This window comes from uncultured Methanobrevibacter sp., from assembly GCF_900314615.1.
Taxonomy (GTDB): Archaea; Methanobacteriota; Methanobacteria; order Methanobacteriales; family Methanobacteriaceae; genus Methanocatella.
In genome coordinates, this window is the sequence record NZ_OMWA01000030.1 from 1 (window position 1) to 23,315 (window position 23,315).

Consider the following 23,315-nt stretch of genomic DNA (forward strand, 5'->3'; position numbering starts at 1 on the left):
AAGGTCGCTGTTTCTGTGAAGCATTACTAAGACATTGCTTTTTGGTTTTACTCCTTTTTTGATAAGTGCGTTTGCAATTCTGTTTGCCTTTTTGTTCAGCTCATCGGCGGTAAGTGTAGCGTCCTCTGCGACAAGTGCAACATTGTCAGGGTTTGCCTGGACCTGTTTTTCAAAGCGTTTGTGGATAATTGGAGTTTCCACTGGGCTGAATGCAGGTAACTCTTTTTGACTTTCCAGTTCAATATCGCAGATTCTTTGTTTTTCAATGTTAATGTTAGCAAATTGTTTTAAAACAAGTTTCATTGAATCTAAAAATGTTTTAATGTATTCTTCACTGTATAACTGGTCATTATAATCAAGTTTAAATATAAACTTGTCTTCGTATGCAAATATGTCGAAATTGATTTTATATGCTGTTGCAGAAAGGTCATCGGACAGTAATGGAGTTTCTTCATAGGATTTGCCGTTCACGGTAACCTCTTCAGATTCCAGGAATTCCTGATATGCGAAGAAGAATTCTGGTTTTAATTGGTAATCTTCAGCAATACGTGTATATGGATATTCGCTATGGCTTATTGTGTCTTTCCATACTTCATCAATGCCGTTAATAAAGTCTTTAACTGTTTCCTGTCTGTTTTCGCTGTTGAATATTAATGGAAGTGTTTTTACAAGGAAACCTTGGGTATTGTAGTAGAATGGATTTGACCTTCCGTTAAAGATAGTTGTTATCAATGTTTTATCACTGTAAGTGTATTTATTCAATGTCAATGAAAGGGCAGAGAGGAATACTGCATTCTGACTTAAGGAATGTTCATTACAGAATTCTTTAACACTTTCTGGATCAATTTCTTCAAATATTGTCTTTAACTCACCTTCATCAGGATTTCCGTTAAGGTTTGGTGTCAATATTGTTGATTCGATTTCCTGTGACAGTTTTTCATCAAAGAATTCTTTGGACTCTTCATATTTCTCGCTGTTTTTGGTGTCTTCTTCAATAAGGCTGTATACGTATCCGTCAACAATTTCTTCTGTTAAGGCTCTGTTTTCATAAGCATTTGCTATATCTGCGAATATGTTGATTTGTGATACACCATCTGTAATCAGGTGGTGGAAATCAATGAATAATACTGTTTCATCAGGAGTTTCATATATTTTGAATCTGAATAGCTGTTCATCTCCGAAAGTAAATGCTCTAACATCATTTTTGATGACTTCCTCATCGCTGATTGAATCAACTTTAACAATTTCGATTTCATCAACTGGAGTGTCATCATTTCTTTGCTGTTTTAGAGAACCGTCATCTGTTGTAATAATTCTCGTTTTAATGTACGGGTGGGCTTCAACAGCTGTAATGATAGCTTCTTTCAGTTTATTTGCATCAACATCGCTCTCAAATCTTAAGAGTGTCGGCATTGTGTATTTGATTACATCCGGATTCTGCATACATTCATAATATACACCGATCTGGTTTTCAGTTAACGGGAAGTAATCCAATTCATCTGCTAGGCTGATAAATTCTTCTAAATCAGATTCTTTCTCGCTTCCTTCAATTTCTGCAGCTAGTTTTCTGATTGTAGGATCGTTGAATAATATTGCTATATCCAGATTTACGCCCATCTGCGCATAAATCAGTGAGTTGAATTTCATCAGTATCAGTGATGTAAATCCGATAGCATATAAATCATCAGTAACACCAAACTGGTCGGTATTTGCAAGTTCTGCTGCGATTTCAAAGAGTTTTTCTTCCAGTTCGGTTTCAGGTTTAATATTTTCAAGGTCTAGTTTTGGTTCCGGCAGAGCTTTCAGGTCTGTTTTACCGTTTGGTGTCTGTGGCATTTCATCCAGCTGCATGTATGCGGTTGGAATCATGTATTTTGTTAGTTTGTCTTTCAGGAACTCTTTTAACTCGCTTCTGTTTATTTCTTCATCTGCAGTGTAGTATGCACATAAGTGGTCGTTATTGTTGATTTCCTTAATCACGACAACGGTCTGTTTTATTGAAGGATATCTGCTGATGTTGGATTCGATTTCTCCGATTTCTATTCTTAATCCTCTGAGTTTAATCTGGTTGTCGATTCTTCCAAGAATTTCTATTTCACCGTTCGGTTTTTCGATTGCGTAGTCTCCGCTTCTGTAGTATGGGATGCCGTTTATGGTGAGGAATACTTCTTCGGTTTTATCCGGCATGTTGTAGTATCCTTTACCAACACCGGTACCTCCGATGTACAGTTCTCCCATTACTCCCTGCGGCAGGACTTTACCGTCAATGTCTCTTACATCTGTTACATAGTTTTTAAGTGGGTATCCGACTGTGATGTCATTTGTATCGGTTACTTCCTTGTTGTTGGATGTGATTGTGGTTTCAGTCGGTCCGTAACTGTTGTATACGACTGCATCGCAGTATTTCTTGAAGTTTTCATATACTTTAACTGAGAACTGTTCTCCTCCAAGGAATACGCATTTAAGGCAGCTGATTACTTTACAGAATTCCGGCACTTCCAGATATGATGCAAGCCTTGAAGGTGTGATTTCTGACACTTCAGGTTTTTCCGCATCAATCAGCTCAATCAGTTCTGGAATATTTTTGATTTGTGTATCGCTTGCAAGTATGAGTTTCAGTCCGTTTGAAAGGGATGTAAGTATATCGTCTACTGATACGTCGAATGATATTGTTACCTGAGGTGTAAATCATGTATGCCAAATCATCAGAATTTATTTCAACATCAGGATTTGAATCATCAGTTTCTTTTAACAATTCTTCAACATTCAGGCTGTTTCCGTTGTTTTCATTTGATATGATGTAGTCTGCCTGACTGTTTTCGTAGATGTAGTCGATTCTGTCCTGGGGATATTCAAGGTCTATTGGGATGTATGCACATCCTGCTTTGAGAATACCTAAGATTGAAGCAATAAGATCACTGTTTCTGTGAAGCATTACTAAAACATTGTTTTTCGGTTTTACTCCTTTTTTGATAAGTGCGTTTGCAATTTTATTTGCCTTTTTGTTCAGCTCATCGGCAGTCAGTGTAGCGTCCTCTGCAACAAGGGCAATATTATTTGGATTTTCTTCGGCCTGTTTTTCAAAGCGTTTGTGGATAATCGGAGTTTCCACAGGGCTGAATGTAGGAACATCATAATTTTTGTTCAGTTCAATATCATTAATATGTATCTGGTCAATATCTGAATGGAGGAACTGGCTTACTGTATTTACAACACTGTTTAGGAATGTTTTGATATACTGTTCGGTGTATAGCTGCTCATTATATAATATGGCCAATTCGATATTGTCTTCAGATTCGTTCACGTCGAATGTTATTTTATAATTTGTTTCAACGGTTTCTAAACGGGTAATTTCATAATCATTACCGTTCATAGTGAGTTTGCTTTCATCAAAGTTATTGTAAGTGTACATGAATTCCGGTTTTAACTGGAATTCTTCAGAAATTTTGGTATAAGGATATTCTGAGTGTTTCAGAGTTTCTTTCCAGATGTTATCAGTTTGATTCAGTAACTGTTTTACAGTAATGTTTCTGTCTTCATTAATGGATAATATTGGGAGTGTTTTTACTAAAAATGCCTGAGTATTGAAGTAATTTGAATTCAGCCTGCCGTTGAATATGGTTGTAATCAGTGACTTGTCTGAAAAGGTATATTTATTTAAGTTTAAGAGCGTACTTGCCATAAATAAGACATTAGGACTTACTCTTTCATCAGCACAGAATTTTCTGACTAACTGCGGATTTACATTTTTAGTAATTAATTTCAGTTTTCCTTCATCCGGATTGCCGTTTAAATTAGGTGTCAATACAGTAGAGTCAACTTCTTGGGTTAATAAATCATGGAAATATTTTTCAGATGCAATATACTCTTCGCTGTTTTCATTTTCTTTTTCGATTAATGCATTTATATATCCGTCAATAGTTTCTTTTTCAATTTCTTTTCCGTTATATACGTCAGAGAAGCTTTGGAATAAGAAGTTTACTGATGCTCCGTCTGTTATTATGTGATGCATGTCAAAGAAGAGAATTACTTCATCATCTGTTTTATATATTTTAGCTCTGAATAACTGTCCGCCCAACAGTTCGAATTTTTTGAAATTAAGATTGTAAATTTCTTCATCACTAATTTCACCTACTTCAACAATTGGAATGTCATCAATAGCAATTGAATCGTCACGTTTATGCATTAACTGGTCACCGTGCATGACAATTCTGGTTTTAAGATATGGATATGTTTCAATTGTTTTAATGATTGTTTCTTTTAATTTTTCCGCATCAATTGAATTGTCGAATCTGACTAGACACGGGAGGTTATACTGCGGCTCATCAGGATTTTGAGCACATTCATAATAAACTCCCAGCTGATTTGCGGTCAGTGGAATGTATGTTGAATTTTTTGATGTTTCAATAATTTTATCCAGTTTCTCGGAACTTTTTTGGGAGTTATCTATTTCATCTGCAATATTTCTGATTGTAGGATCGTCAATTAATTTGGAAATATTTAAGTTAACGCCGGTTTTTTCAAAAACAACTGCATTTAATTTCATCAGTGATAGTGATGTGAATCCTACGGCATACAAATCATCAGTCACACCGAATTCAGTGCTTTCAATAACTGATGATGCCAAATCAAATAAATATTTTTCAGTTTCTGTTTCAGGTTCTATTAATTCCAGATTAAGTATAGGTTTTGGCAGTTTTTTAGTGAATATCTTTCCGTTTGGTGTTCTAGGAAGTTCATCCATCTGCATAAATACTGTTGGAACCATATATGTGGTTAATCTGTCCTGCAGGTATTTTTTCAATTCTTTAATGTCAATTTCTTCTTTTGCAGTGAAATATGCGCATAAATGGTCGTTGTTATTAATCTTTTTAACAACAACTGCATTCTGTAATATATTTGGGAACTGTGTGATGTTTGATTCGATTTCACCTATTTCTATCCTGAGTCCTCTGAGTTTAATCTGGTTGTCTATCCTTCCTTTTGAAACTATTTTTCCTTCAGGATTCTTTATTCCAAAGTCCCCGGTTTTATAGAATGGAATGCCGTTTATTTCAAAGAATGATTTTTCAGTTTCGGAATCTAAATTATAGTATCCTTTTGTAACTCCACGTCCTCCGATGTAAATTTCACCCATAACACCGGAAGGCAGTACTCTTCCGTCAATATCTCTTATCTCAGCAATAACATTGCGGGGAGTGCGTCCGATTGTCAATTCCTGATCTACATCAGTGGCTTCTTCAAGCAATCCCAATCCGGTAACTTCAGTACATCCGTAGATTGGATAAATGTTCATATCATTGGCCAGAAGTTTAGGCAGAATGTCATTTGTTACCTTTTCTCCTCCCATACTGATTCTTTTAATTGAAGAGAGTCCTTCAACAAACGGTTCATATGTTAAATATTCTTTAAGACGTGAAGGTGTTGTAAATGTTAATGCATCAGGTTTTTCTTTTTCTATTAATCTGACTAATGATTCAATGTTCTTTACTTCCTCATCATTTGCAAATATCAGTGTATTTCCGTACATTAAACTCATGAAATCAGCGTTGAATGCAACAAATGCGACTGTGATAATTCCAAGGTTTTTCTCTATTTTTGAATAGATTTGATAAATTAAATCGTCTTCCTCTTCACTGAATAATCCTGTTAAATTTCTATGAGCTCCCATTACACCTTTAGGCAATCCTGTAGAACCTGAAGTGTAGAGAAGATATACCAAATCATCAGGAGAAACATCAACATCAGGATTTTCATCGTTTTCTTCCTGAAGCAGTTCGCCAATGCCTATTGCATTTTCTATAACATCTTCACTTTCAGCAAGTATGTAGTCAGCCTGACTGTTTTGATACATGTAATAAATTCTTTCTTTTGGAAATGCCAAATCAATAGGTATGTAAGCACAGCCTGCTTTCAAAACACCTAAAATTGAAGCTATCAGATTGCTGTTTCTCGGAAACATTATTAAAATGTTGCTTCTAGGTTTTACTCCTTTGTTGATAAGTGCATTAGCAATTTTATTGGCTTTTCTGTTAAGTTCATCGAAGGTTAATCTTTCACCATCTGAAACAAGTGCTAGCTTATCCGGGTGTTTGTCTACCTGATTTTCAAAACGTTTATGAACTAAAGGTGTACTTAGGTCGGTAAGCTGGTATTCTTCTGTTTCATCTACAAGGGATATGTCTGATAAGGTTATTTCGCAAATATCTGAGGATATGAATTGATTTATGATTGATTCAATACTTTCTAAAAATAGTATAACGTATTTGTCAGAATATAGCTGATTATTATAATCAGCGGATAATAAAAATTTTTCAGGGATTTTTTTGATATTTAAATAAAAATCATATTTATGTTCAAATGAATCTAAATCGAGGTCCTTATTGAATGAATAATAAAATGATCTGTTGAGTTCAAATTCTTCAATAAGTTTATCAATTGAAAAACTGGCATATTTTAAATTTTCTTTGTAGTCTTTTTCTATTTTCAACAGATAATCTTTTATTGAAGTTTTTCTGTTTTCAAAGACTGTTGTGAAAATTGTGTCATTTTCATGGAATATTAAAGTTTTATTGGTGAAGTTAAATTTGTTCAACGCCAGTGATGCGCCTGCTAAAAAGAGGGTATTTTCTGAAATTTCATTGTTATTGCAAAATTCTTTTATTTCATTAAGGTTTATTTCTACTTCTTTTTGATTCAATTTGGGAGTTTTTCTGCCGTTTAAATCAGGGTTCAGTACAGTTGACTCATCAAATTCTTGAATAATTCTTAAAAAATATTTATTATAATTCGCGTTTTTATCAAACATATTATCCTTTCCCTTAAGGTTATATTAATTAAATATTTGTTTTTTATTTTAATAAGTATTTTACTATTTTATTCAATTTCTAAATAAATAACTGAAAATGATTATAAATTAACATTGTGAGATAGGATAAATATGGACTCAATCATGTAAAAAAATAGATGAAATTTTATTTAACATTCAACTTTTAATGTTGTTTGATGTATGATTTAGGTGTCATTTACGAGTTTATAATATTGGTGCTGATTTTTTGTTAATTTGTATAAATTATTTGATGGTTTGGTGTAAAAAAATGGTGTGAAGAAGATAACTGTTTAGTTATCTTCAAATCTTCTTCTGTCAATTAATTCTTGACGTTTACCTGGGTTCCAACCGCCTGATGCAGATTTTGCACGTCCGACTTGTTGAACGTATCCGGTAATTCTGTCATACCATTCTACATCTTCGCTTTCACCGCAGGTAGGACAAGTATTATTTAATCCTTTCATTAAGGTTTTACATTTTAAACAGAAACTTAATGCTGAGCTGTAAGCCCAGAATCCGATATCGGATTTTCTTGCAATTTTATTGGTTAAACTCATTAAGGAATCTGGATCGGAGTATGATTCTCCCATGAATGCATGGAAGATGTGTCCACCAGGAGTTAAACCGTGATATTGTTCTTCAATTTTGATTTTTTCAATTAATGATAATCCTGTGTCTACTGGTACATGTGAGGAGTTTGTGTAGTAGTTAGCATTACCTTCACCCTGTACGATTGCCTGATCACCGAATAGTTTTTTATCGAGAGTTGCAAATCTGTATGCAGTAGATTCAGCAGGAGTTTGGATAACAGACCATCTGAGTCCAGTTTCTTCTTTTAATTTTTCTGCTCTGTTATTGATGTATTCAATACATTTTACACCGAATTTATTGGATTCAGGATTTTCGATACCTTCTCCGAATAAGGATAATAACATTTCGTTAAGTCCTACAAAACCAAAGGATAAAGTTGAATTTTCAATTCTGTAGTATGATTCTTCTCCTACTTTCTGTTTTAAGAATGGTAAGATATGGAAATCATTTAAACATTTTAATCCTTGTTCTCTTCTGAGCATTAAGGTTTCAACAGCTAAATCCATATATTCGTCAAGGTATTCGAATACTTGATTTTCATCTTTGGACTGGTATCCGATTCTTGGTAAGTTTAAAGTAACATATGCGAGGTTACCGGTTCTTAAACAGTCTTTGTCCCAGTCACCGGTCCATGTGTCTTGTAAACAGGTTCTGCATCCCATGTAGTTTGCCATTTGTCCTCTGTATTCAGGGAACATGTTGACAAAGTAGGATGAACCGTATTTTGCAGACAATTCGTGGACTAAACGTAAGTCATCTTCGTATTCACTGGTCATTGTCTCAGGTCTTAATGTGTAAATGGTATTTGGGAATAAATGAGGTTTACCTTCATTGTCTCCTGCGAGTAAAGTTTCAGTGAATGCTCTTTGAATTAATCTGGTTTCGTCTTCAAAGTCTGCGTAAGTTCCAACTACTTCACCTTTTGGTCCGTATGCAGTTTCTTCTTTTAAGAAATCAGGAACACCAAATTCTAATGCCATACTGGTAAATGGAACTTGTGATCCTCTTGCTGCATATGCCATATTCAAGTTATATACAAGCATTTGAACTGCCTGTTTGATTTCATCGTAAGTTCTGCCTCTTGCAAATGGTGCAACAAATACATTCCATAAGGACATTGACTGTCCACCGGACATGTTCTGTTGTGCTGCAAGCATGATTTCACCGGTGTGGTTCATTAAAGTTTCCATGTGGTTTGGTGCACCTGCAATGGAGGTGTGGTCACCGGTACCGTCTACTTTAAGTCCGTATCTGATGAAAGTTCTTATATCATGCTGGAGACAGTTTAGAGGTCTTCCTGCGAAGAATTCTAAATCGTGAATGTGAATGTCCCCGGACATGTGTGCATCTGCTAAGTGTGCAGGTAACATTTTTAAGAGTGCATATTGTTTTAATGCTTCGTCTGCTACATGCTTGTGGATACTTTCTGGGTTGTGAATCATGTTTGCGTTATCTCTGTTACCGTTTTCAATTAATGAGGTAATGTTGTAAACAGGGATACCTAAACGTGTGTAACGGCTTCTTAAGTCTTCTAAACCGTATTCGATTAATTTTGTGTTAACCATTTCCCTGATCATTGGGGCGGTTAAGTATTCAACATTTAATTTTTTGAGTTCTTTCCAGGTTTCAGTAGCAATTTCAAAAGCGGTTTCTTGGCTAGCACCGGTTTCTTCAATTAAGGTGTTAGCGATTTTTGATAAATCAAATGCTTCAATAGTGTCTCTTGAAGTACGTACTTTTAATTGGGTACTTGCTAAGTATTTGTTTGCAATTTCTGGGTCAATATCTTCAAGGCATTCGTGTACAATCTTTTTGATTTCTTTGGTTTTAATTCCGTCGTATAATTGAGATACTACTGTAGCTACAATTTTATCAGATTCAAAAAATGGGGTTTCAACCATTACTAATGATTTTACTAGCTTTTCATAGCTAAATCTTTCTTTAATACCGTTATTTTTTTCTACATTAATTTTAACGGTTTCATTTAAATTATTTCCTAGTTCTGAAATTTTTTCCATTTAATTCACACCATTTTCCTAGTTTTTTAAAAAGTTTCATTATCCAATTGAGAGCAGGTACTCTCACTTGCTATACTTTATGTCTTCACATGTATAAAAATTGTTCGTTTAGATACGAACATCTTCTATGTAATGCATAGATTTTCATAGTATATAAATTGTTCGTCTTGCAACGAACATTAATCATTTACTATGAGATATATTATATTATTAATAATAAAAATCAAATGTCCGAGAGCATTTGAGAAGTAATGTCACTAGAAGAAAACGTCCAGTGAGCTTTGTTTGGATTTATCACTTTCAAACAGCGAGTTAATACCAAACTCCTGAATCTCTAAACGTTGTCTTAAGTATGGAGATATCGGATATCTGTTAATCAGCTCCTGTGAAATTTCAAGGTACTTTGTAACAGACCCTTTTGAAACTGAAAGGATTAAATTACCTCCGCATTTTTGGCATTTTCCAGTAAGCGGTATTCTACGGTATTTTGATCCACACTTAGTACATCTTACCTTCTGTTTAGAGAATGCTCTTGAATTACCCATGATGTCAGGTAAGAAATGAGAGGACAATACTTTTTCAACAACTCCTCTTTGGTCAACTGCCCTGATTTTTTCAGCCAGACTGATTTGGGCTTCAACTTTTTCCCGCATAGACGGCAATGTCTTGTAAAGGCAGATTGTAGGTCCTGCATGAATATTGGATGTGTGATGGGAAAACATCAGTCCTTCGTACTGCTGCGGTGTTCCCAAATGCATTTCAACATTGTCTATATACTCCAGAACTTCAGCAGGCTTAAGAGGGCTGTATGTTTTTTCATAAAATTCAACAGGGAACCTTTCAAAGATATCGAGGTTGTGAGATTCGTCATCTATCTCTTCCGGGTCAATTCTTGTGGATAAAACTAAAGGAGCATCCATACTGCCTCCTCTAGTATTCGGTAAGTATGATTTTGAAAAGTTTAGGATAGCATCCAGGAGCAGCATGACTGCATCTTCGTCACTGTCACAGTTTCTACGTTTTGCAGAGTGGAAATAAGGGTGTGCATAGCAGCCAAGCGCTTTTGTAAATCCTACAATCCTTCCAAGCACTCCTGCAGATGTGTGCGGTGCTAGCCCTGCTACCAAATGTCCGATCAAATCACTTTTCTCTTTAACATTGTAGAATGGCTCCATGCCATAAAATCTTGTAAGCTCATCGTCAATGAATTTTGCTGTTCTAAGCAGGTATTCACCACAATTGTTTGATATTACAATGTCCTGAACTCTTAACTCTATGATTTGATCTTCATTTTCTATCGGATTTCCGTAACAGTCTTTTTCATATCCCATTTCTTTAAGCTTTTCAACAGTAACTCCAATTTCTTTTGGAATGAAATGTGTTAACGGTAAATCGGTTGAATCGTGACGTATAGTTCCGTCTTTAAAAGTAAATACTTCGTTTTTAGCTCTCAATATTCCCTTTTCAAGAGGTTCTGCCAGTTTTGATTCTGAAATCATACCGACTACACCTTTCACTTCATCAACTCTTCTTACTTTAACATTGTCTGATGCTTTCTTAAGCATTGAAGCTAAAGGTATGCTTCTCTCACTTGGTTTTCCGATTTCAGTTGGACTTCCGCATTTCGGACAAAGTGAATTGTTTGAGCTTATTCCGCATGAAGGATTTGTACATTTTCTTCTGGCTATTTCTACTTTAATATTACCTTTTTTGGCTGCTGTCGCAATTAGTCTTCTGGATCCGCCATAATTTCCAATAGGGAATAATACGTGAGGTGCAGGTCTCATTAATCTTTCTTTTGATTTTTCAGGTCGGCCTACACGGGTTCCTATATATGCCGGAGCCTTGTTTTTGATTTCAATCGGTGAAACTTCATTTACCGCGTCAATTGTAGTTTCCTTTTCCGGCAATTTTTGAGGTAAAGTTACCAGAAGTGCATAGGAGTGGTCTTTATCTATAATGATTTTGCCGTCACGGACAATGTGGGGAACGCCGATGACTTCAAGCACTCTTTTCGGATATGACAGTTCCAGTTCCAATTCTCCGTTTGGTTTATAATTCTTTTTAGCTTCAAGTATCAGTTCAATTAATGAATTCAAATCATCAATGGTTACATCATTATAACAGTAAGTGTATTTTGGGTGAAGCGGAATGTTATAGTTCTTTGACAGTGTAAGCGCTTCTGCAGATGAAAGATATTCGTATTCAAGTTTATGCAAATCCAAATCATTGTTGTCTTTATCGAAGTTTTCACTTTGCACTAAAAGCTGAATCCACCATTCTTCAACCCATCCTGATGGATATAAAGGTTGGTTGTTTCTTAAGAATTCTCCAAACGCAACAAGCATATCTCCCAGGAATAATATTTCAGTAACGTCTTTTTTAAGCTCACGTGCCTGGCGAACGCTGTCGATTATTACAACATCTCCATTTTTAAGTTTAACGGTTGGTCCTTCTATGGAATCAACAGGCACAACACAGTTTCCTTTACCAGGGTATTCGATTTTAAGCTGAGTTCCCACAGCTAAAAACTCAAGCAGCGCCATTGTTGCCGGATGAACTCCCATTGTAGCAAGACCTGTGTTTCTGGAACGTCCGTATCTTAATCTGAAAGCTCCTTTTTCTGAAGGGTATCCGAGAATTGGCCTTCCTCCGATAATATCCTGAATGTATTTAGGTTCGCTTACAATATCTGAATCTCCTCCATCATCTCCTCCTGAGGAATCGTCTTTTTTAGGTTTTGAATACTCTGTAAGCCATTCCCAGTCAAGTCCAAGTTTTTTTGAAATCTTGTGGATTTTTTTGGATTTCTGGATAACTCCCTCTACCATCGCAAGTAAAGCTCCTCCACGGATATTGTTTGTTTCTACACGTTCCAAATCTCTGTGGGATACTTCTACCTGGTCAGTTTGTTCTCCTGAAACTTCTACGGGAATATGATTTGCGGCAAATCTCACTTCTTCTGGTGTTGGTGAGTATTGTAAATTTGTAACTTCTGATTCGTAAAGTTCTACTTCCTCTACATATCTTTCAATTTCATCTTCAATTGGTTTAAATGCATCAATACCAATAGCTTGTCTGATTTTATCTCCTAAAAGTACTGCAAGAGCTGCTGCTGTACCTCCCGCACTTCTGATAGGTCCTGCAAAATAAACTCCGATATATTTTGTTCCGTCAAAGTTGTCTTTGATTTTAACATCGGAAATTCCTTCCAGAGGTGCTGCTACTACTCCTTCTGTCAGAATTGCCAGTGCGGTTCTCAAACCCTGGTCGCATCTCTGTTCCTGGTTCCAGCTTGCCTTTTCACCGGTAAGCTCAAATTTCTCGGATGCGATTTCAGCTGCAATTTCAAATGCAACAGATTCCCTATCCATATCTTTTTCTAATTCCTTGATACGTTGCGCTACCCCTTCAGGACCAACTAACCCTTCTACTCTTTCTGCTAAATCCTTTGCAAGAGGTACTTCTGTTTCTGTTTCCACATCCAGACCTTTAGACCTAGCCTCATTAGCTATATCGTATAGGTGATGGGTTTCTTTTTCTAATCTATCAAAATAATCCATGGTATCGCCACAAGTTACAAAAATTAATTCAGTATAATATAGTTAGATTTTCATAATATTTGAATATTTTCAACATTGAAATTCATGATAAAAAAAAGTTAAATATGTTGTTTAATAAACTTTATAATATTGTAATTTGACAGTTGAATTTTTATTAATATTGCTATTATGGTGATTTTAATGTCAGATAAAAAACCAATTAATGCCATGTACGGCCAAAAAATGAAATTAGATTTAGACAAAATCAGAAACAGAAAATCAAAAACAGAAGAAACTTCTAAAGAAGTTACTGAAGAATCTGTTGTTGAAAAAGTCGCTAGCAAACCTGTTGTTGAAGAACCTGTTGTAGAGGAAGTTGCAGAGGAACCTGTTGTTGAAGAACCTGTTGAGGAAGCTAGTGATGATGCATCTGGAGATGATGTTGAAGAAGTAATCAATGAGCCTGTTGTAGAAGAGGTAATTGATGATCCTGTAGTTGATGGAGTTATCGATGATGTTGAAGAAGAAAAGGCCTCTCAAACAGCTGATTCCAAAAAAATTGACGATTTGAAAAATAAAATCAAAGAAAAAGATAAAAAATTATCAAATCAGTCAAGCGAACTTAACTACTTAACTAATAAGATTATTCCTAAGCTTAAAAAGGAAAATGCAGAGTTAAATAATCTTAAAGTTGAGTTAACTGATGCTCTGGAAAAGTCTACCAGGAAATATTTCGACCAACTGGACATCAATGCAGATTTAAGTAATCAAATTGGAAAACTTGGTGCTGAAGGCGCGGTAAATAAGGTAAGGGCAGATAAACTGGAATCTGAAGTTAATACTATCCGTGAAGACCTTGAAGCACAGATAGCTGAGTATAAAGATAAGCTAGCTGAAGTCAATGTTAATGAGATTGAAAAAGAAAACTCTAAATTATCCAGAGAACTTGATGAGGTTAACGAAAAATTAGCTGATTCAAGAAAAGAAAACATTGGCCTTTCTGAAGAAGTTGACAAATTAAGAGCTGAACTAATTGAACTTGGTAACTATAGAGATGAAGTTGATGCCAGCAACAAAAAGGAAATTCAAGGATACAAAGACGAAATTTCCTCTCTTAGAACTCAACTCAAACTTAAAGAAAGCAGCTATGATAAATTATCCAATGATTCAAGTAAAACCATTTCTGATTTAAGAAAACAGGTTTCAAAACTTGAAGCTGATTTGGAAAAAGAATCCAATAAAGGATTATTTAACAGATTTAAATAGGTGATTAATTTCATCTATAACTTATTTTTTTAATATGACTTTAGATGATTATTTTATGGGCGAAGCTATTAAGGAAGCTCAAAAATCTTTGGATGAGGGTGGAATTCCTATTGGTGCTGTTCTTGTTAAGGATAGCGAAATCATATCCCGAGGCCATAACAGATTAATTCAAAACGATTCTGTTTTATTGCATGCGGAAATGGATGCAATTGAAAATGCAGGACGTCTCAATTATGAAGATTATATAAAATGCACTCTTTATACAACATTGTCTCCATGTCCGATGTGCTCCGGGGCAGTGATACTGTATAACATTCCCAAAGTGGTGATAGGTGAAAACACTACTCTTATGGGTGCAGAAAATTTGCTCAGATGCAACGATGTTGAAGTCGTTGTATTAAATGATTTAAGATGCAGAGATTTGTTTTTAAAATTCGCAGCCAATAATCCCGAAGTATGGGATGATGAGCTTTCAAAAGTTGGAAATACTACGGAGGTCAAATAATGGAAATTATTGTAACTGATGAAAGGGATGAAAGATTTATTGAATTTTGCGCATCATTCGGATGCAGAATTGAAGATCCTCAGGTAGTATTGCTTTTAGATAACTTTGGAAAAATTGTTGGCTGCAGCAGTTTTAAGGTATATGATGCCGATTCTGCAGAAATTATAACTCTATTTTTAAATTCCTATGACAATCGTGAAAAGATAGCGTATAAACTAATCAGACAGCTTGAAAAAATAGCTATGGATTATGAATTCAAAAGCGTAGTCGTTAAATTTGACAGCAAAGAAGATATTCTCGTGGATATATTCGAAAAACTGGATTATCACTTTGTGGATGATTCCTTAATGAAAAAAGAGTTCAAAAGTTTAATTTAAAAAAAGAAAAATTTAAAAGATTAAGCTTCCTGTCTTAATCTTTTCACAACAAAGTCTTTGTCCAAGCTTAAAAGGAATGAAGCAGCTCTTGGACCTTGTTTTTGACCTAGAATCATTTTGTAGATAGCTTGGAAACCTTTTTGTGGTTTTAATCCTTGTTCTTCTAGGACTCCATACATTGCATCATGCAATTCTGCAGCATCTGTAAATTCTTTTGATTCCATTAAATCAGCCAAACCTTTCAAGAATTGGGTTTGTTCGTCAGTTAATGGTAATTTTGGCACTTTTTTAGTTTGCACTTGGAATTTTACAAATTTAGGTGCATAATTTTCCAACCAGTAAATAACGTTGTCAACTCTTTCTCTGTATTGAGCCAATTCAGTTTCAGTTAAGTCTCCAAATTCTTTGTCTTTAAAGCTTTTGGTCAGTTGGGAGTTCCTTTTAAGAATATCGAATATTTTTTCAAGGTCATCTCCTGCAATCTGATAAGCGTTAACGAGGAATCTGAAAGGTGGTCTGAATGGTAAAGGTGCATCAGGATGCATCTGAACTATTTCATAGATTTCCCTGAATTTTCTTCCTTCTTTTTCAGATGGTGCTTCCTCTTCTCCGTAGAATACTTTTTCAACAGTATCAAACTGGTCGATAAAGTCTAAGAAAGGCATTTTTGGTGAGAAATCTTTTGCTTTCATAGGTTTTGATCTGAACAGATAATAATGGAGACTTTCAGCAGGTCCGATTTTCAGCCATTCTTCAGGAGCAAAGAATACTCCGTGGGATTTACTCATTGCTTCTCCGTCAAGGGTAATCCATTCGTATGGTACTGGATAAGGTGCAGGATAGTCAAATATTTCTTCGGAAATGACGCTACTTACATCGTATGATCCTCCGCTTGCAGCGTGGTCTTTACCGAACGGTTCGCAGGTGGTTCCAAAGATTTTCCATCTTGCTGCCCATTCCACTCTCCATGTAAGTTTACCGTTTCCGGATTTGATGTCCATTTCACCTTCATGGCCGCATTCACATCTGTATTTTACAATGTCTCCGTCAAAATCGTAAGCCTGTGTAGTATTTACTCTTCCACATTCTTCACAAATCGGATTATATGGCAGCCAGTCATCTGCTAAAGGTTCTCTTCTGTATTCATTGAAGATTTCTTTGATTCTTTCAACATTTTCAAATGCGGTTCTTATGTAATCGTTATAAACGCCTGACTGATACATTTCAAAACCGGATTTATGTTCCATTTCTATTCCGTAATCATCCATTACGGAGAGTAAAGGTTTTTCAAAATGTTCTACAAAGTTAGCACAGCATCCGTCAGGACAAGGAATGGTTGAGTATGGCATTCCTAAGTATTTGTCATAGTCTTCAGGCAATGGATATGGAACTTTTCTTAAAGGGTCGTGATCATCTGCAATCCATATGGTTTTAGCTTTTTTTCCTTTTTCTCTTAATTTCTTTCCAATTCCGTTAGCTATAAAAATATCGCAAGAGTTTCCAATGTGTATTGAACCTGAAATTGAGGTTCCGCTTGCGATGACATGTTCTTCTACATCCATTTTGCTTAATTCATCAGCTATGTTTTCTATCCAATGTGTCATCTAAATTCACCAATAAAATAAAATAATTATCATTAAAATAAGTTATACTAATTAATCTTTGTAGTTATTAATATAAAAAGATTATTTTAGTTGCAAACTTACTTTTGCCGAATCAATAATTTTGTCGATTGCATCAAGGAAATCTTTTGTTATTACAATTTTTCGGTTGTTTCTGATTGCAAACATTCCTGCTTCGGTACATACTGCTTTCAAATCAGCTCCTGAAAATCCGTCTGTTATTTCTGAGATTTTGTCAAAGTCTATATCATCTTCTATTTTCATTCTTTCGGTATGGATTTCAAGGATGTGCTTTCTTCCGTTTTTTGTAGGATTTGGGACTTCTATGGTTCTGTCAAATCTGCCCGGCCTTAAAAGAGCGTCATCTAAAATGTCCGGACGGTTTGTTGCACCGATTATTCCAACGTCTCCCCTTGAATCGAATCCGTCAAGTTCAGCTAAAAGCTGCATAAGTGTTCTTTGAACTTCCCTGTCGGCACCGCTTGTCTCTCCCATTCTTTTTGTTCCGATTGCGTCTATTTCGTCGATAAAAATTATTGCCGGTGTCTTTTCACGTGCAAGTTCAAACACTTCCCTGACGTATCTGGAACCCTCTCCGAGGTATTTGTTTACGAATTCTGAAGCTACAAGTTTTATGAATCTTGCATTTGTTTCATTTGCCACTGCCTTTGCAAGGAGAGTCTTACCTGTTCCGGGAGGTCCGTAGAGAAGAATTCCTTTTGGCGGGTCTATTCCTATTTCTTCAAATATTTCAGGATGTTTAATTGGAAGCTCAACGGTTTCTCTCAGCTCTACTATCTGGTATTTGAGCCCTCCGATATCATCGTAAGTTACATTGGGTCTCTCTTCAATTTCCATTGCAGTGATGTTTTTGTCCTTCTTTTTTGGAAATACGTTAACGACAGTCAAATTGGTCTGGTTCAGTGCCACTCTTGCTCCAGGTTCTAATAAATCCTTATTGATTGAACCGGGGTAGTTTACTAGAAACTCATGGCCAACGTTTCCCTGGATTCCGACCTGTTTGTCATCGAATACTTCTGTTACTGTTGCAAGGATTAGTGGAGTTTTCTTGAATGACTTTATTTCACCTTTAAGTTCTTTGATTTTGCCTTCAAGCTGGCGGTTGCTGACATTGCTTTTCAGCTGTTCTCCCTCAAGGGCTCTGACCTTTTGCATAAGTTCATCTTTGGTTTTTTCATTCTCTTCCTTCAGTGATTCAATTGTTTCAATAAGTTGTTCCTTTGAGGTTTCATTAGTAGACTCCATAAAATCATTCCAAATGTTATGTGGTTAAAGTTATGTTTTTTAAAGTAATATAATATTTACATTAACGTCAGCTATTTGCAGTTTTCATTTCATTTCAACTAGGGGATATATATCCCAATTAAAAAATAAGATTGAATTTTCAAAACGTTAATGTTAATGTAAAAAAGAGTCAATTAAATTAAGATTTAAAATAAAAAAAGAAGTTAAAATAGATAGGAATCTATCTATTTGATTAGGTCAGAATCGGACTGGTCTAACCATTCGTTAACGATTTTTACTGCACAGTAGTTACCGCACATGGTACAGGTGTCCTCTTCTTCAGGAGGTCTTTGATCTCTTTTTGCACGTGCAGCATTAGGGAACATTGCGCATTCGTATTGTGCTTCCCAGTCAAGTCTTTTTCTTGCTTCAGCCATAGCTAAATCTTGTGAACCGTCAATTTGACCAGTTGCTAAGTCTCCAGCATAAGCTCCGATTTTGGTAGCTATTACACCTTCTCTTACATCATCAGGGTTTGGAAGAGCTAAGTGTTCTGCAGGAGTTACGTAACAGATGAAGTCAGCTCCGGCTTTTGCGGAAGATGCTGCACCAATTGCAGATACGATGTGGTCGTAACCTGGTGCTACATCACATACAATAGGTCCTAACATGTAGAAAGGTGCGTTGGAACACATTTTCTTTTGAATCATTACGTTTGTTGGGATTTCGTTGATTGGAATGTGTCCTGGTCCTTCAATCATACATTGTACTCCAGCTTCACGTGACCTGTCGATTAATTCACCTAAAATGATTAATTCTTGTATTTGTGCCCTGTCGGTTGAATCAGCAATGGACCCTGCTCTCATACCGTTTGCAAGGGAAAGTACTACGTCATGTTCTTTAGCTATTTCTAAAACATAATCGAAGTTTTCGTATAATGGGTTTTCTTTTTCATTTTCAACAATCCATCCGGACATGAATGATCCTCCACGGGATACGAGTCCGGTTACACGGCCTTGTCTTTTAAGTCTGGTCAAGGTTTCGATGTTGATACTACTGTGGATTGCCATAAAGTCAATACCATCTTTTGCCTGTTTTTCGATAGCATTGAAGAGGTCATCTTCATCCATGTCAACTACTGAACCGTGTTCTCTGATACTTTCAATAGCTGCCTGATAAACCGGTACGGATCCTACTGGAAGTGGAGACATATCCAATACTCTTCTTCTGATTACATCTAAGTCTCCGCCGATACTTAATTCCATTAAACAGTCTGCACCGTTGTCAATTGCAATTTGTGCTTTTTCGACTTCTTCGTCAAAGTTAACGATATCGGTTGATGTACCGACAGTTGCGTTTACTTTGGTTCTAAGTCCTGCACCGATACCTGCTGCATCGATGTCTCTGTGAACGTTTCCAGGAATTACTATTGTACCTTTTGCTACTGAATTTAAAATGAATTCTTCTGAAACACCTTCTATTTTTGCGACGTGTTTCATTTCATCAGTTAAAATGCCTTTTTTTGCATCGCTAATTTGTGTCATATTCTCATCCTCAATTATTAGATTAAACAGTCAAAATAATTTTACTATGTTCTCATCATAGATTGATAATGTGTTATTTTTATTTAATAGTATTTAAATTAATTGGATTTATGTTAATTCAAACTTTATTGATATATGTAAATTTTTTTTTAAAAATAGTGATTTTTAAGTTCTTATAACAAAATTAAAGCCGTGTTGATATAAATAAAGTTTACTTTAAAAAAATTAAAAAAAGGAAAGGAATCAGTAAAACTCATTCATCCTTTCAAATGCGTCATCGAAACTAGGCATGTTGGTCTGACATCCTTGCTGTTCGATAATGAATGAAGATACTGCTGATGCGAACTTAGCAGATTCTTCTAATGATTCTCCATTGAGGAATCTTGATAAAAATCCTGCTCTGTATGAATCACCGGCACCTGTTGGGTCAACAGCTTCGGTTTTGATAGCTTCGATTGTGATTTTATCTTCATTTGAGTAAATTTCACTTCCCTGTGCTCCGCAGGTTTTAACAATGATTTTTGGTCCTAACTGTCTGAGTCCGTCCAAATCAAGTTCCAAAGCGTCAAGGATTCTTTCGATTTCATGATGATTTCCAAAAAGAATGGTTGTGTTTTCCAGCACGTCAATTAATTTTTTGGTATCGTACATTCCAAGGTCCTGTCCTGGGTCAAATGAAACAAGCAAATCTTCATTTTTAGCTTCCTGGGAACATTTCCAGTTGAAGTCAGGATCTCCTGTTGCTAAATGGACTGCTTCAGCATTTTTAATTGCACCTGTTGGAACTTTGCTTTCTGCAAATTCACGGGCAGCTCCCCAGTAGAAATAGCTGATTTGGTCGTCATTGTCATCGGTGAGGACAAATGCGGTAGGTGTAGCTTCACCAGGAACGATAATTAATGAATCAGTGTCAATGCCTAAGTTTTGCATGTGTTCAAAGTATTCGGTTTTTTTAAAGTCGCCACCAACTGCGGAAACTAAAGATGTTTTTAATCCGAGGTTTGCACCAACACACGCAACATTCGCTGCTGCACCACCATTAAAGGTTTTCATATTTGTAATTGGAGCTGAAAAATTCGCTTTTGGAAATTCAGGCACTCTAATAATGTAATCATGAGCAGAGTGGCCAATTGCTAATAAATCTCTGTTTTTTACCATAATATCGCCTTTTTGTATTTCAATTTTATATTGTGTTTTATCATTATTTAATCTTTTGAAAATCACAAAATCACATCTGTGAAATTACACAAAGTCACTACAGTTATATATTAATATATTATATAATTCTAATTTTGCCGAGAGCATTTGAAAAGTAATATTCTAGATTGGTGTAAAGCCCTGATTTTTGATATCTTCCTGGCCGTCATTCAACAGGAAATCTATGAATTCATCTACTTCGCTTTTATCTTCGTTTACTTTAACCAAACTGATAACGTGGCGTGTATCGAATTTTAAAATATCATTTCCTTTGAAATAACTGGCATTCAAAAAGCAGTGCAGGTTTTTAGAATTTCTAACCATTTTGAATGCATCAAACTGGGAATTCACTTTGAATCTGATGTTATAGTTTATATCATAATGCCTGAGTGTGGTCCATGCAAGACGCTGTGCGGAACCTGTAACGTTGACGAAATTCAGGTCATTTAAATCGCTGATGTTTTTGATTTCTTCACACTCCGGACTTGATATCAAGACCAGATAATCGTAGGCTATCGGTGTAAAGTCAATATCTCTTTCATAAGCAATCAAAGGATCATCCAATGTTAAAATGTCAACGGCCCCTCTTTTTGCAAGTTCAAATGCATCTTTATCAGAACTGCTGTAAATATTGGTGTTGAAAGGGTGTTTTATGCTTTCCAGAAGTCCTGTACTGATGTGTCCTCCGGCAATATTTAAATTGTTGGTCTTTTCAATTTTCACAATATATTTCTGAAATTCCTCAAGCAGATCAAGACCTTCTCGTGTAAGGATTGTACCGTTACCAACTTTTTGCGTAATTTTAAAACCTAATTTGTCTTCCGCTTTAAGTATTCTTCTATTAAAAACAGTATGGGATATATTTAATTCTTTAGCGGATTTTCTCTGTGACCTTGTTCTGGATAATGATTCTAAGCTTTGATATAACTTATAATCGTAAATATCACCATTTATATTCAAGCTTATTAATCCTTGACTTTGGAATTTCATTAATTATATATAAAGTTGGATTCATAATATAAACTATATTGTTTTAACTATTTTGGGATTTAGATACAATGGAAATAATGAAGGATTCAATTAGCGCAATTTTAGAAAATATTGAAAATGCAGTGGAATATCTTGACGAAAAAACTGTAGATGAGTTTGAAAATGTTATTATAGGTTCTAAAAATGTTTTTGTAACTGGTGCTGGTAGATCAGGGCTTGCGGCTAAAGCATTTGCAATGAGACTGATGCATTTGGGAATAAGTGCTTATGTTGTCGGTGAAACAATTTCTCCGGCTATTTATGAAGATGATTGTATTATAGCTATTTCAGGTTCTGGGGAAACCAATACTATTGTTTCTGCTGCAAATATTGCTAAATCAAGAGGCGCTAAAGTACTGGCTGTTACTTCTTATCCTGAATCCAGTCTTGGTCAATTGGCTGACGGTTATCTTTTTGTTAAAGGAAGAACCAAACAGGAAGTTGACGATGAAAATTATATGAAACGTCAAATCCATGGTAATTATACTTCATTAACTCCATTAGGTACTGCATTTGAATTAACCACTTTGGTGTTTTTGGATGCTGTTGTATCTGAACTTATGGAAAAAATGCAACAGACTGAAAGTGATTTAAAAGCTAGACATACTGTTTTAGAGTAATTTTAGTCAAAAATTACTCTGTTCTGATTATTATATATATTACAGCGTTGGCCTCTTAAGAATCCGACTAATGTAATATTTCCTTTTTTTGCAATGTTATATCCGGAGTTTGCAGGTGCAGCATTTGATGCCAAGATAGGAACTCCTGCTCTGGTCATTTTTATAACCATGTCTGCAGGCATTCTTCCGCTGTAGATTACATAGCACTTGGACAGGTCAAAGCCGTGCAAAATACCATATCCGATTACTTTATCGACTGCCACATGACGGCTGACATCTTCTTTTACAATGAACTGATCTTCAAAGACAATTCCTGCAACGTGTGTTCCACCTGTAGCCTGCCAGATTTCAGCGTTGTTTTTCAGCTCTTCGATTCTGTCGATCAGTTCGCTGACATGAACCTGAAAGTCAGATTCAACAGGATTGACATGTTTGATTTTGCTTCTCCATCCTCCTGCAGAATCGGAACACAATACAGTTTCGTTTGTTTTTAAGAGTGTATCATCTATTTCAGCTTTAATCTGATTTCCGTCTACTTCAATCTTTTTGATATCATCCATTGATTTTACCATATTCTCGTTGAAAAGATATCCTACTGCAAACTCTTCAAGGGAATCTTCAATTGCAGATAAGCTACGACTAATGTCGTTGTTTATTGTTAATGTGACTGTTTCATCAAGTACTACTTTTTCTTCCACGTTTTCTGTTTTTCCGTTTTTATATTTTATTGCATCAATCTTTTCAACTTTCATGTTAATTCCTCATTTAATAATAATTATATAAGTGTATTTTTTTAAATTTTGCCATGAGTTAATGTAGATTTAAAGGTAAATTTGCTATTTTTTCATAATTTTTTTTGAATTGTATGTATGGGGTATAACGGTAAAAGTTGAAATTTTAATTTTGTTTTATTCATTACAAATGATTATT

14 protein-coding genes are annotated in these 23,315 nt (G+C 35.4%); 4 read left to right on the forward strand and 10 right to left on the reverse strand.

Annotated features, from left to right (window positions below; all coding sequences use genetic code 11):
• The 4 genes from QZN33_RS10070 to polC all read right to left on the reverse strand — a co-directional run.
• Positions 1-2,670: condensation domain-containing protein (locus QZN33_RS10070; protein WP_342764152.1), on the reverse strand; the 2,670-nt coding region annotated here is incomplete at its 3' end.
• A complete protein-coding gene (locus QZN33_RS10075; RefSeq protein ID WP_296791951.1) occupies positions 2,564-6,808 on the reverse strand; it encodes an AMP-binding protein in 4,245 nt (1,414 codons plus the stop codon). The genes QZN33_RS10075 and QZN33_RS10070, both read right to left, overlap by 107 nt.
• Positions 6,809-7,119: 311 nt before the next feature.
• Positions 7,120-9,438: an anaerobic ribonucleoside-triphosphate reductase gene (gene nrdD, locus QZN33_RS10080; protein ID WP_296791955.1), complete on the reverse strand. Its 2,319-nt coding sequence runs from the start codon at positions 9,436-9,438 to the stop codon at positions 7,120-7,122.
• A 257-nt stretch (positions 9,439-9,695) separates the two neighbouring features.
• Positions 9,696-13,001: a DNA polymerase II large subunit gene (gene polC / locus QZN33_RS10085; RefSeq protein ID WP_296791958.1), complete on the reverse strand. Its 3,306-nt coding sequence runs from the start codon at positions 12,999-13,001 to the stop codon at positions 9,696-9,698.
• A 180-nt stretch (positions 13,002-13,181) separates the two neighbouring features.
• Here polC and QZN33_RS10090 point away from each other — a divergent pair, with 180 nt between their 5' ends.
• The 3 genes from QZN33_RS10090 to QZN33_RS10100 are packed head-to-tail and all read left to right on the forward strand — an operon-like array spanning position 13,182 to position 15,128.
• Complete coding sequence (locus QZN33_RS10090; protein ID WP_296791961.1) at positions 13,182-14,246, forward strand: hypothetical protein; 1,065 nt, start codon at positions 13,182-13,184, stop codon at positions 14,244-14,246.
• A 34-nt stretch (positions 14,247-14,280) separates the two neighbouring features.
• On the forward strand, positions 14,281-14,751 hold the full coding sequence (locus QZN33_RS10095; protein ID WP_296791964.1) for a nucleoside deaminase: 471 nt from the start codon (positions 14,281-14,283) through the stop codon (positions 14,749-14,751).
• Positions 14,751-15,128: a GNAT family N-acetyltransferase gene (locus QZN33_RS10100; protein ID WP_296791967.1), complete on the forward strand. Its 378-nt coding sequence runs from the start codon at positions 14,751-14,753 to the stop codon at positions 15,126-15,128. Before QZN33_RS10095 ends, QZN33_RS10100 begins: the two co-directional genes overlap by 1 nt.
• A gap of 20 nt (positions 15,129-15,148) precedes the next feature.
• Here the strand turns inward: QZN33_RS10100 and lysS are convergent, their stop codons facing one another.
• The 5 genes from lysS to QZN33_RS10125 form a co-directional block, all read right to left on the reverse strand.
• Positions 15,149-16,732, reverse strand: coding sequence for a lysine--tRNA ligase (lysS, locus tag QZN33_RS10105; protein ID WP_296791968.1), 1,584 nt, complete (start codon positions 16,730-16,732; stop codon positions 15,149-15,151).
• 81 nt (positions 16,733-16,813) lie between these two features.
• A complete protein-coding gene (locus QZN33_RS10110; RefSeq protein WP_296791971.1) occupies positions 16,814-18,016 on the reverse strand; it encodes a proteasome-activating nucleotidase in 1,203 nt (400 codons plus the stop codon).
• 224 nt (positions 18,017-18,240) lie between these two features.
• Positions 18,241-19,539, reverse strand: a complete 1,299-nt coding sequence (gene thiC / locus QZN33_RS10115; protein ID WP_296791974.1) for a phosphomethylpyrimidine synthase — start codon at positions 19,537-19,539, stop codon at positions 18,241-18,243.
• A gap of 243 nt (positions 19,540-19,782) precedes the next feature.
• Positions 19,783-20,697, reverse strand: a complete 915-nt coding sequence (locus tag QZN33_RS10120; RefSeq protein WP_296791977.1) for a carbohydrate kinase family protein — start codon at positions 20,695-20,697, stop codon at positions 19,783-19,785.
• Between the two features lie 162 nt (positions 20,698-20,859).
• Positions 20,860-21,726 (reverse strand): LysR family transcriptional regulator, encoded by an 867-nt coding sequence (locus QZN33_RS10125; protein WP_296791980.1) that lies wholly within the window; start codon positions 21,724-21,726, stop codon positions 20,860-20,862.
• A gap of 68 nt (positions 21,727-21,794) precedes the next feature.
• On the opposite strand from QZN33_RS10125, the gene hxlB reads away from it, so the two are divergent.
• Complete coding sequence (gene hxlB, locus QZN33_RS10130) at positions 21,795-22,385, forward strand: 6-phospho-3-hexuloisomerase (RefSeq protein ID WP_296791982.1); 591 nt, start codon at positions 21,795-21,797, stop codon at positions 22,383-22,385.
• A 2-nt stretch (positions 22,386-22,387) separates the two neighbouring features.
• Here the strand turns inward: hxlB and fdhD are convergent, their stop codons facing one another.
• Positions 22,388-23,137 (reverse strand): formate dehydrogenase accessory sulfurtransferase FdhD, encoded by a 750-nt coding sequence (gene fdhD, locus QZN33_RS10135; protein ID WP_296791985.1) that lies wholly within the window; start codon positions 23,135-23,137, stop codon positions 22,388-22,390.
• Positions 23,138-23,315 lie beyond the last annotated feature (178 nt).

Coding starts and splice junctions, on each gene's coding strand:
- QZN33_RS10100 (WP_296791967.1), top strand. CDS start 14,751: ATGGAAATTATTGTAACTGATGAAAGGGATGAAAGATTTATTGAATTT.
- QZN33_RS10120 (WP_296791977.1), bottom strand. CDS start 20,697: ATGGTAAAAAACAGAGATTTATTAGCAATTGGCCACTCTGCTCATGAT.
- thiC (WP_296791974.1), bottom strand. CDS start 19,539: ATGACACAAATTAGCGATGCAAAAAAAGGCATTTTAACTGATGAAATG.
- hxlB (WP_296791982.1), top strand. CDS start 21,795: ATGGAAATAATGAAGGATTCAATTAGCGCAATTTTAGAAAATATTGAA.
- polC (WP_296791958.1), bottom strand. CDS start 13,001: ATGGATTATTTTGATAGATTAGAAAAAGAAACCCATCACCTATACGAT.
- fdhD (WP_296791985.1), bottom strand. CDS start 23,137: ATGAAAGTTGAAAAGATTGATGCAATAAAATATAAAAACGGAAAAACA.
- QZN33_RS10090 (WP_296791961.1), top strand. CDS start 13,182: ATGTCAGATAAAAAACCAATTAATGCCATGTACGGCCAAAAAATGAAA.
- QZN33_RS10075 (WP_296791951.1), bottom strand. CDS start 6,808: ATGTTTGATAAAAACGCGAATTATAATAAATATTTTTTAAGAATTATT.
- QZN33_RS10125 (WP_296791980.1), bottom strand. CDS start 21,726: ATGAAATTCCAAAGTCAAGGATTAATAAGCTTGAATATAAATGGTGAT.
- QZN33_RS10095 (WP_296791964.1), top strand. CDS start 14,281: ATGACTTTAGATGATTATTTTATGGGCGAAGCTATTAAGGAAGCTCAA.
- lysS (WP_296791968.1), bottom strand. CDS start 16,732: ATGACACATTGGATAGAAAACATAGCTGATGAATTAAGCAAAATGGAT.
- nrdD (WP_296791955.1), bottom strand. CDS start 9,438: ATGGAAAAAATTTCAGAACTAGGAAATAATTTAAATGAAACCGTTAAA.
- QZN33_RS10110 (WP_296791971.1), bottom strand. CDS start 18,016: ATGGAGTCTACTAATGAAACCTCAAAGGAACAACTTATTGAAACAATT.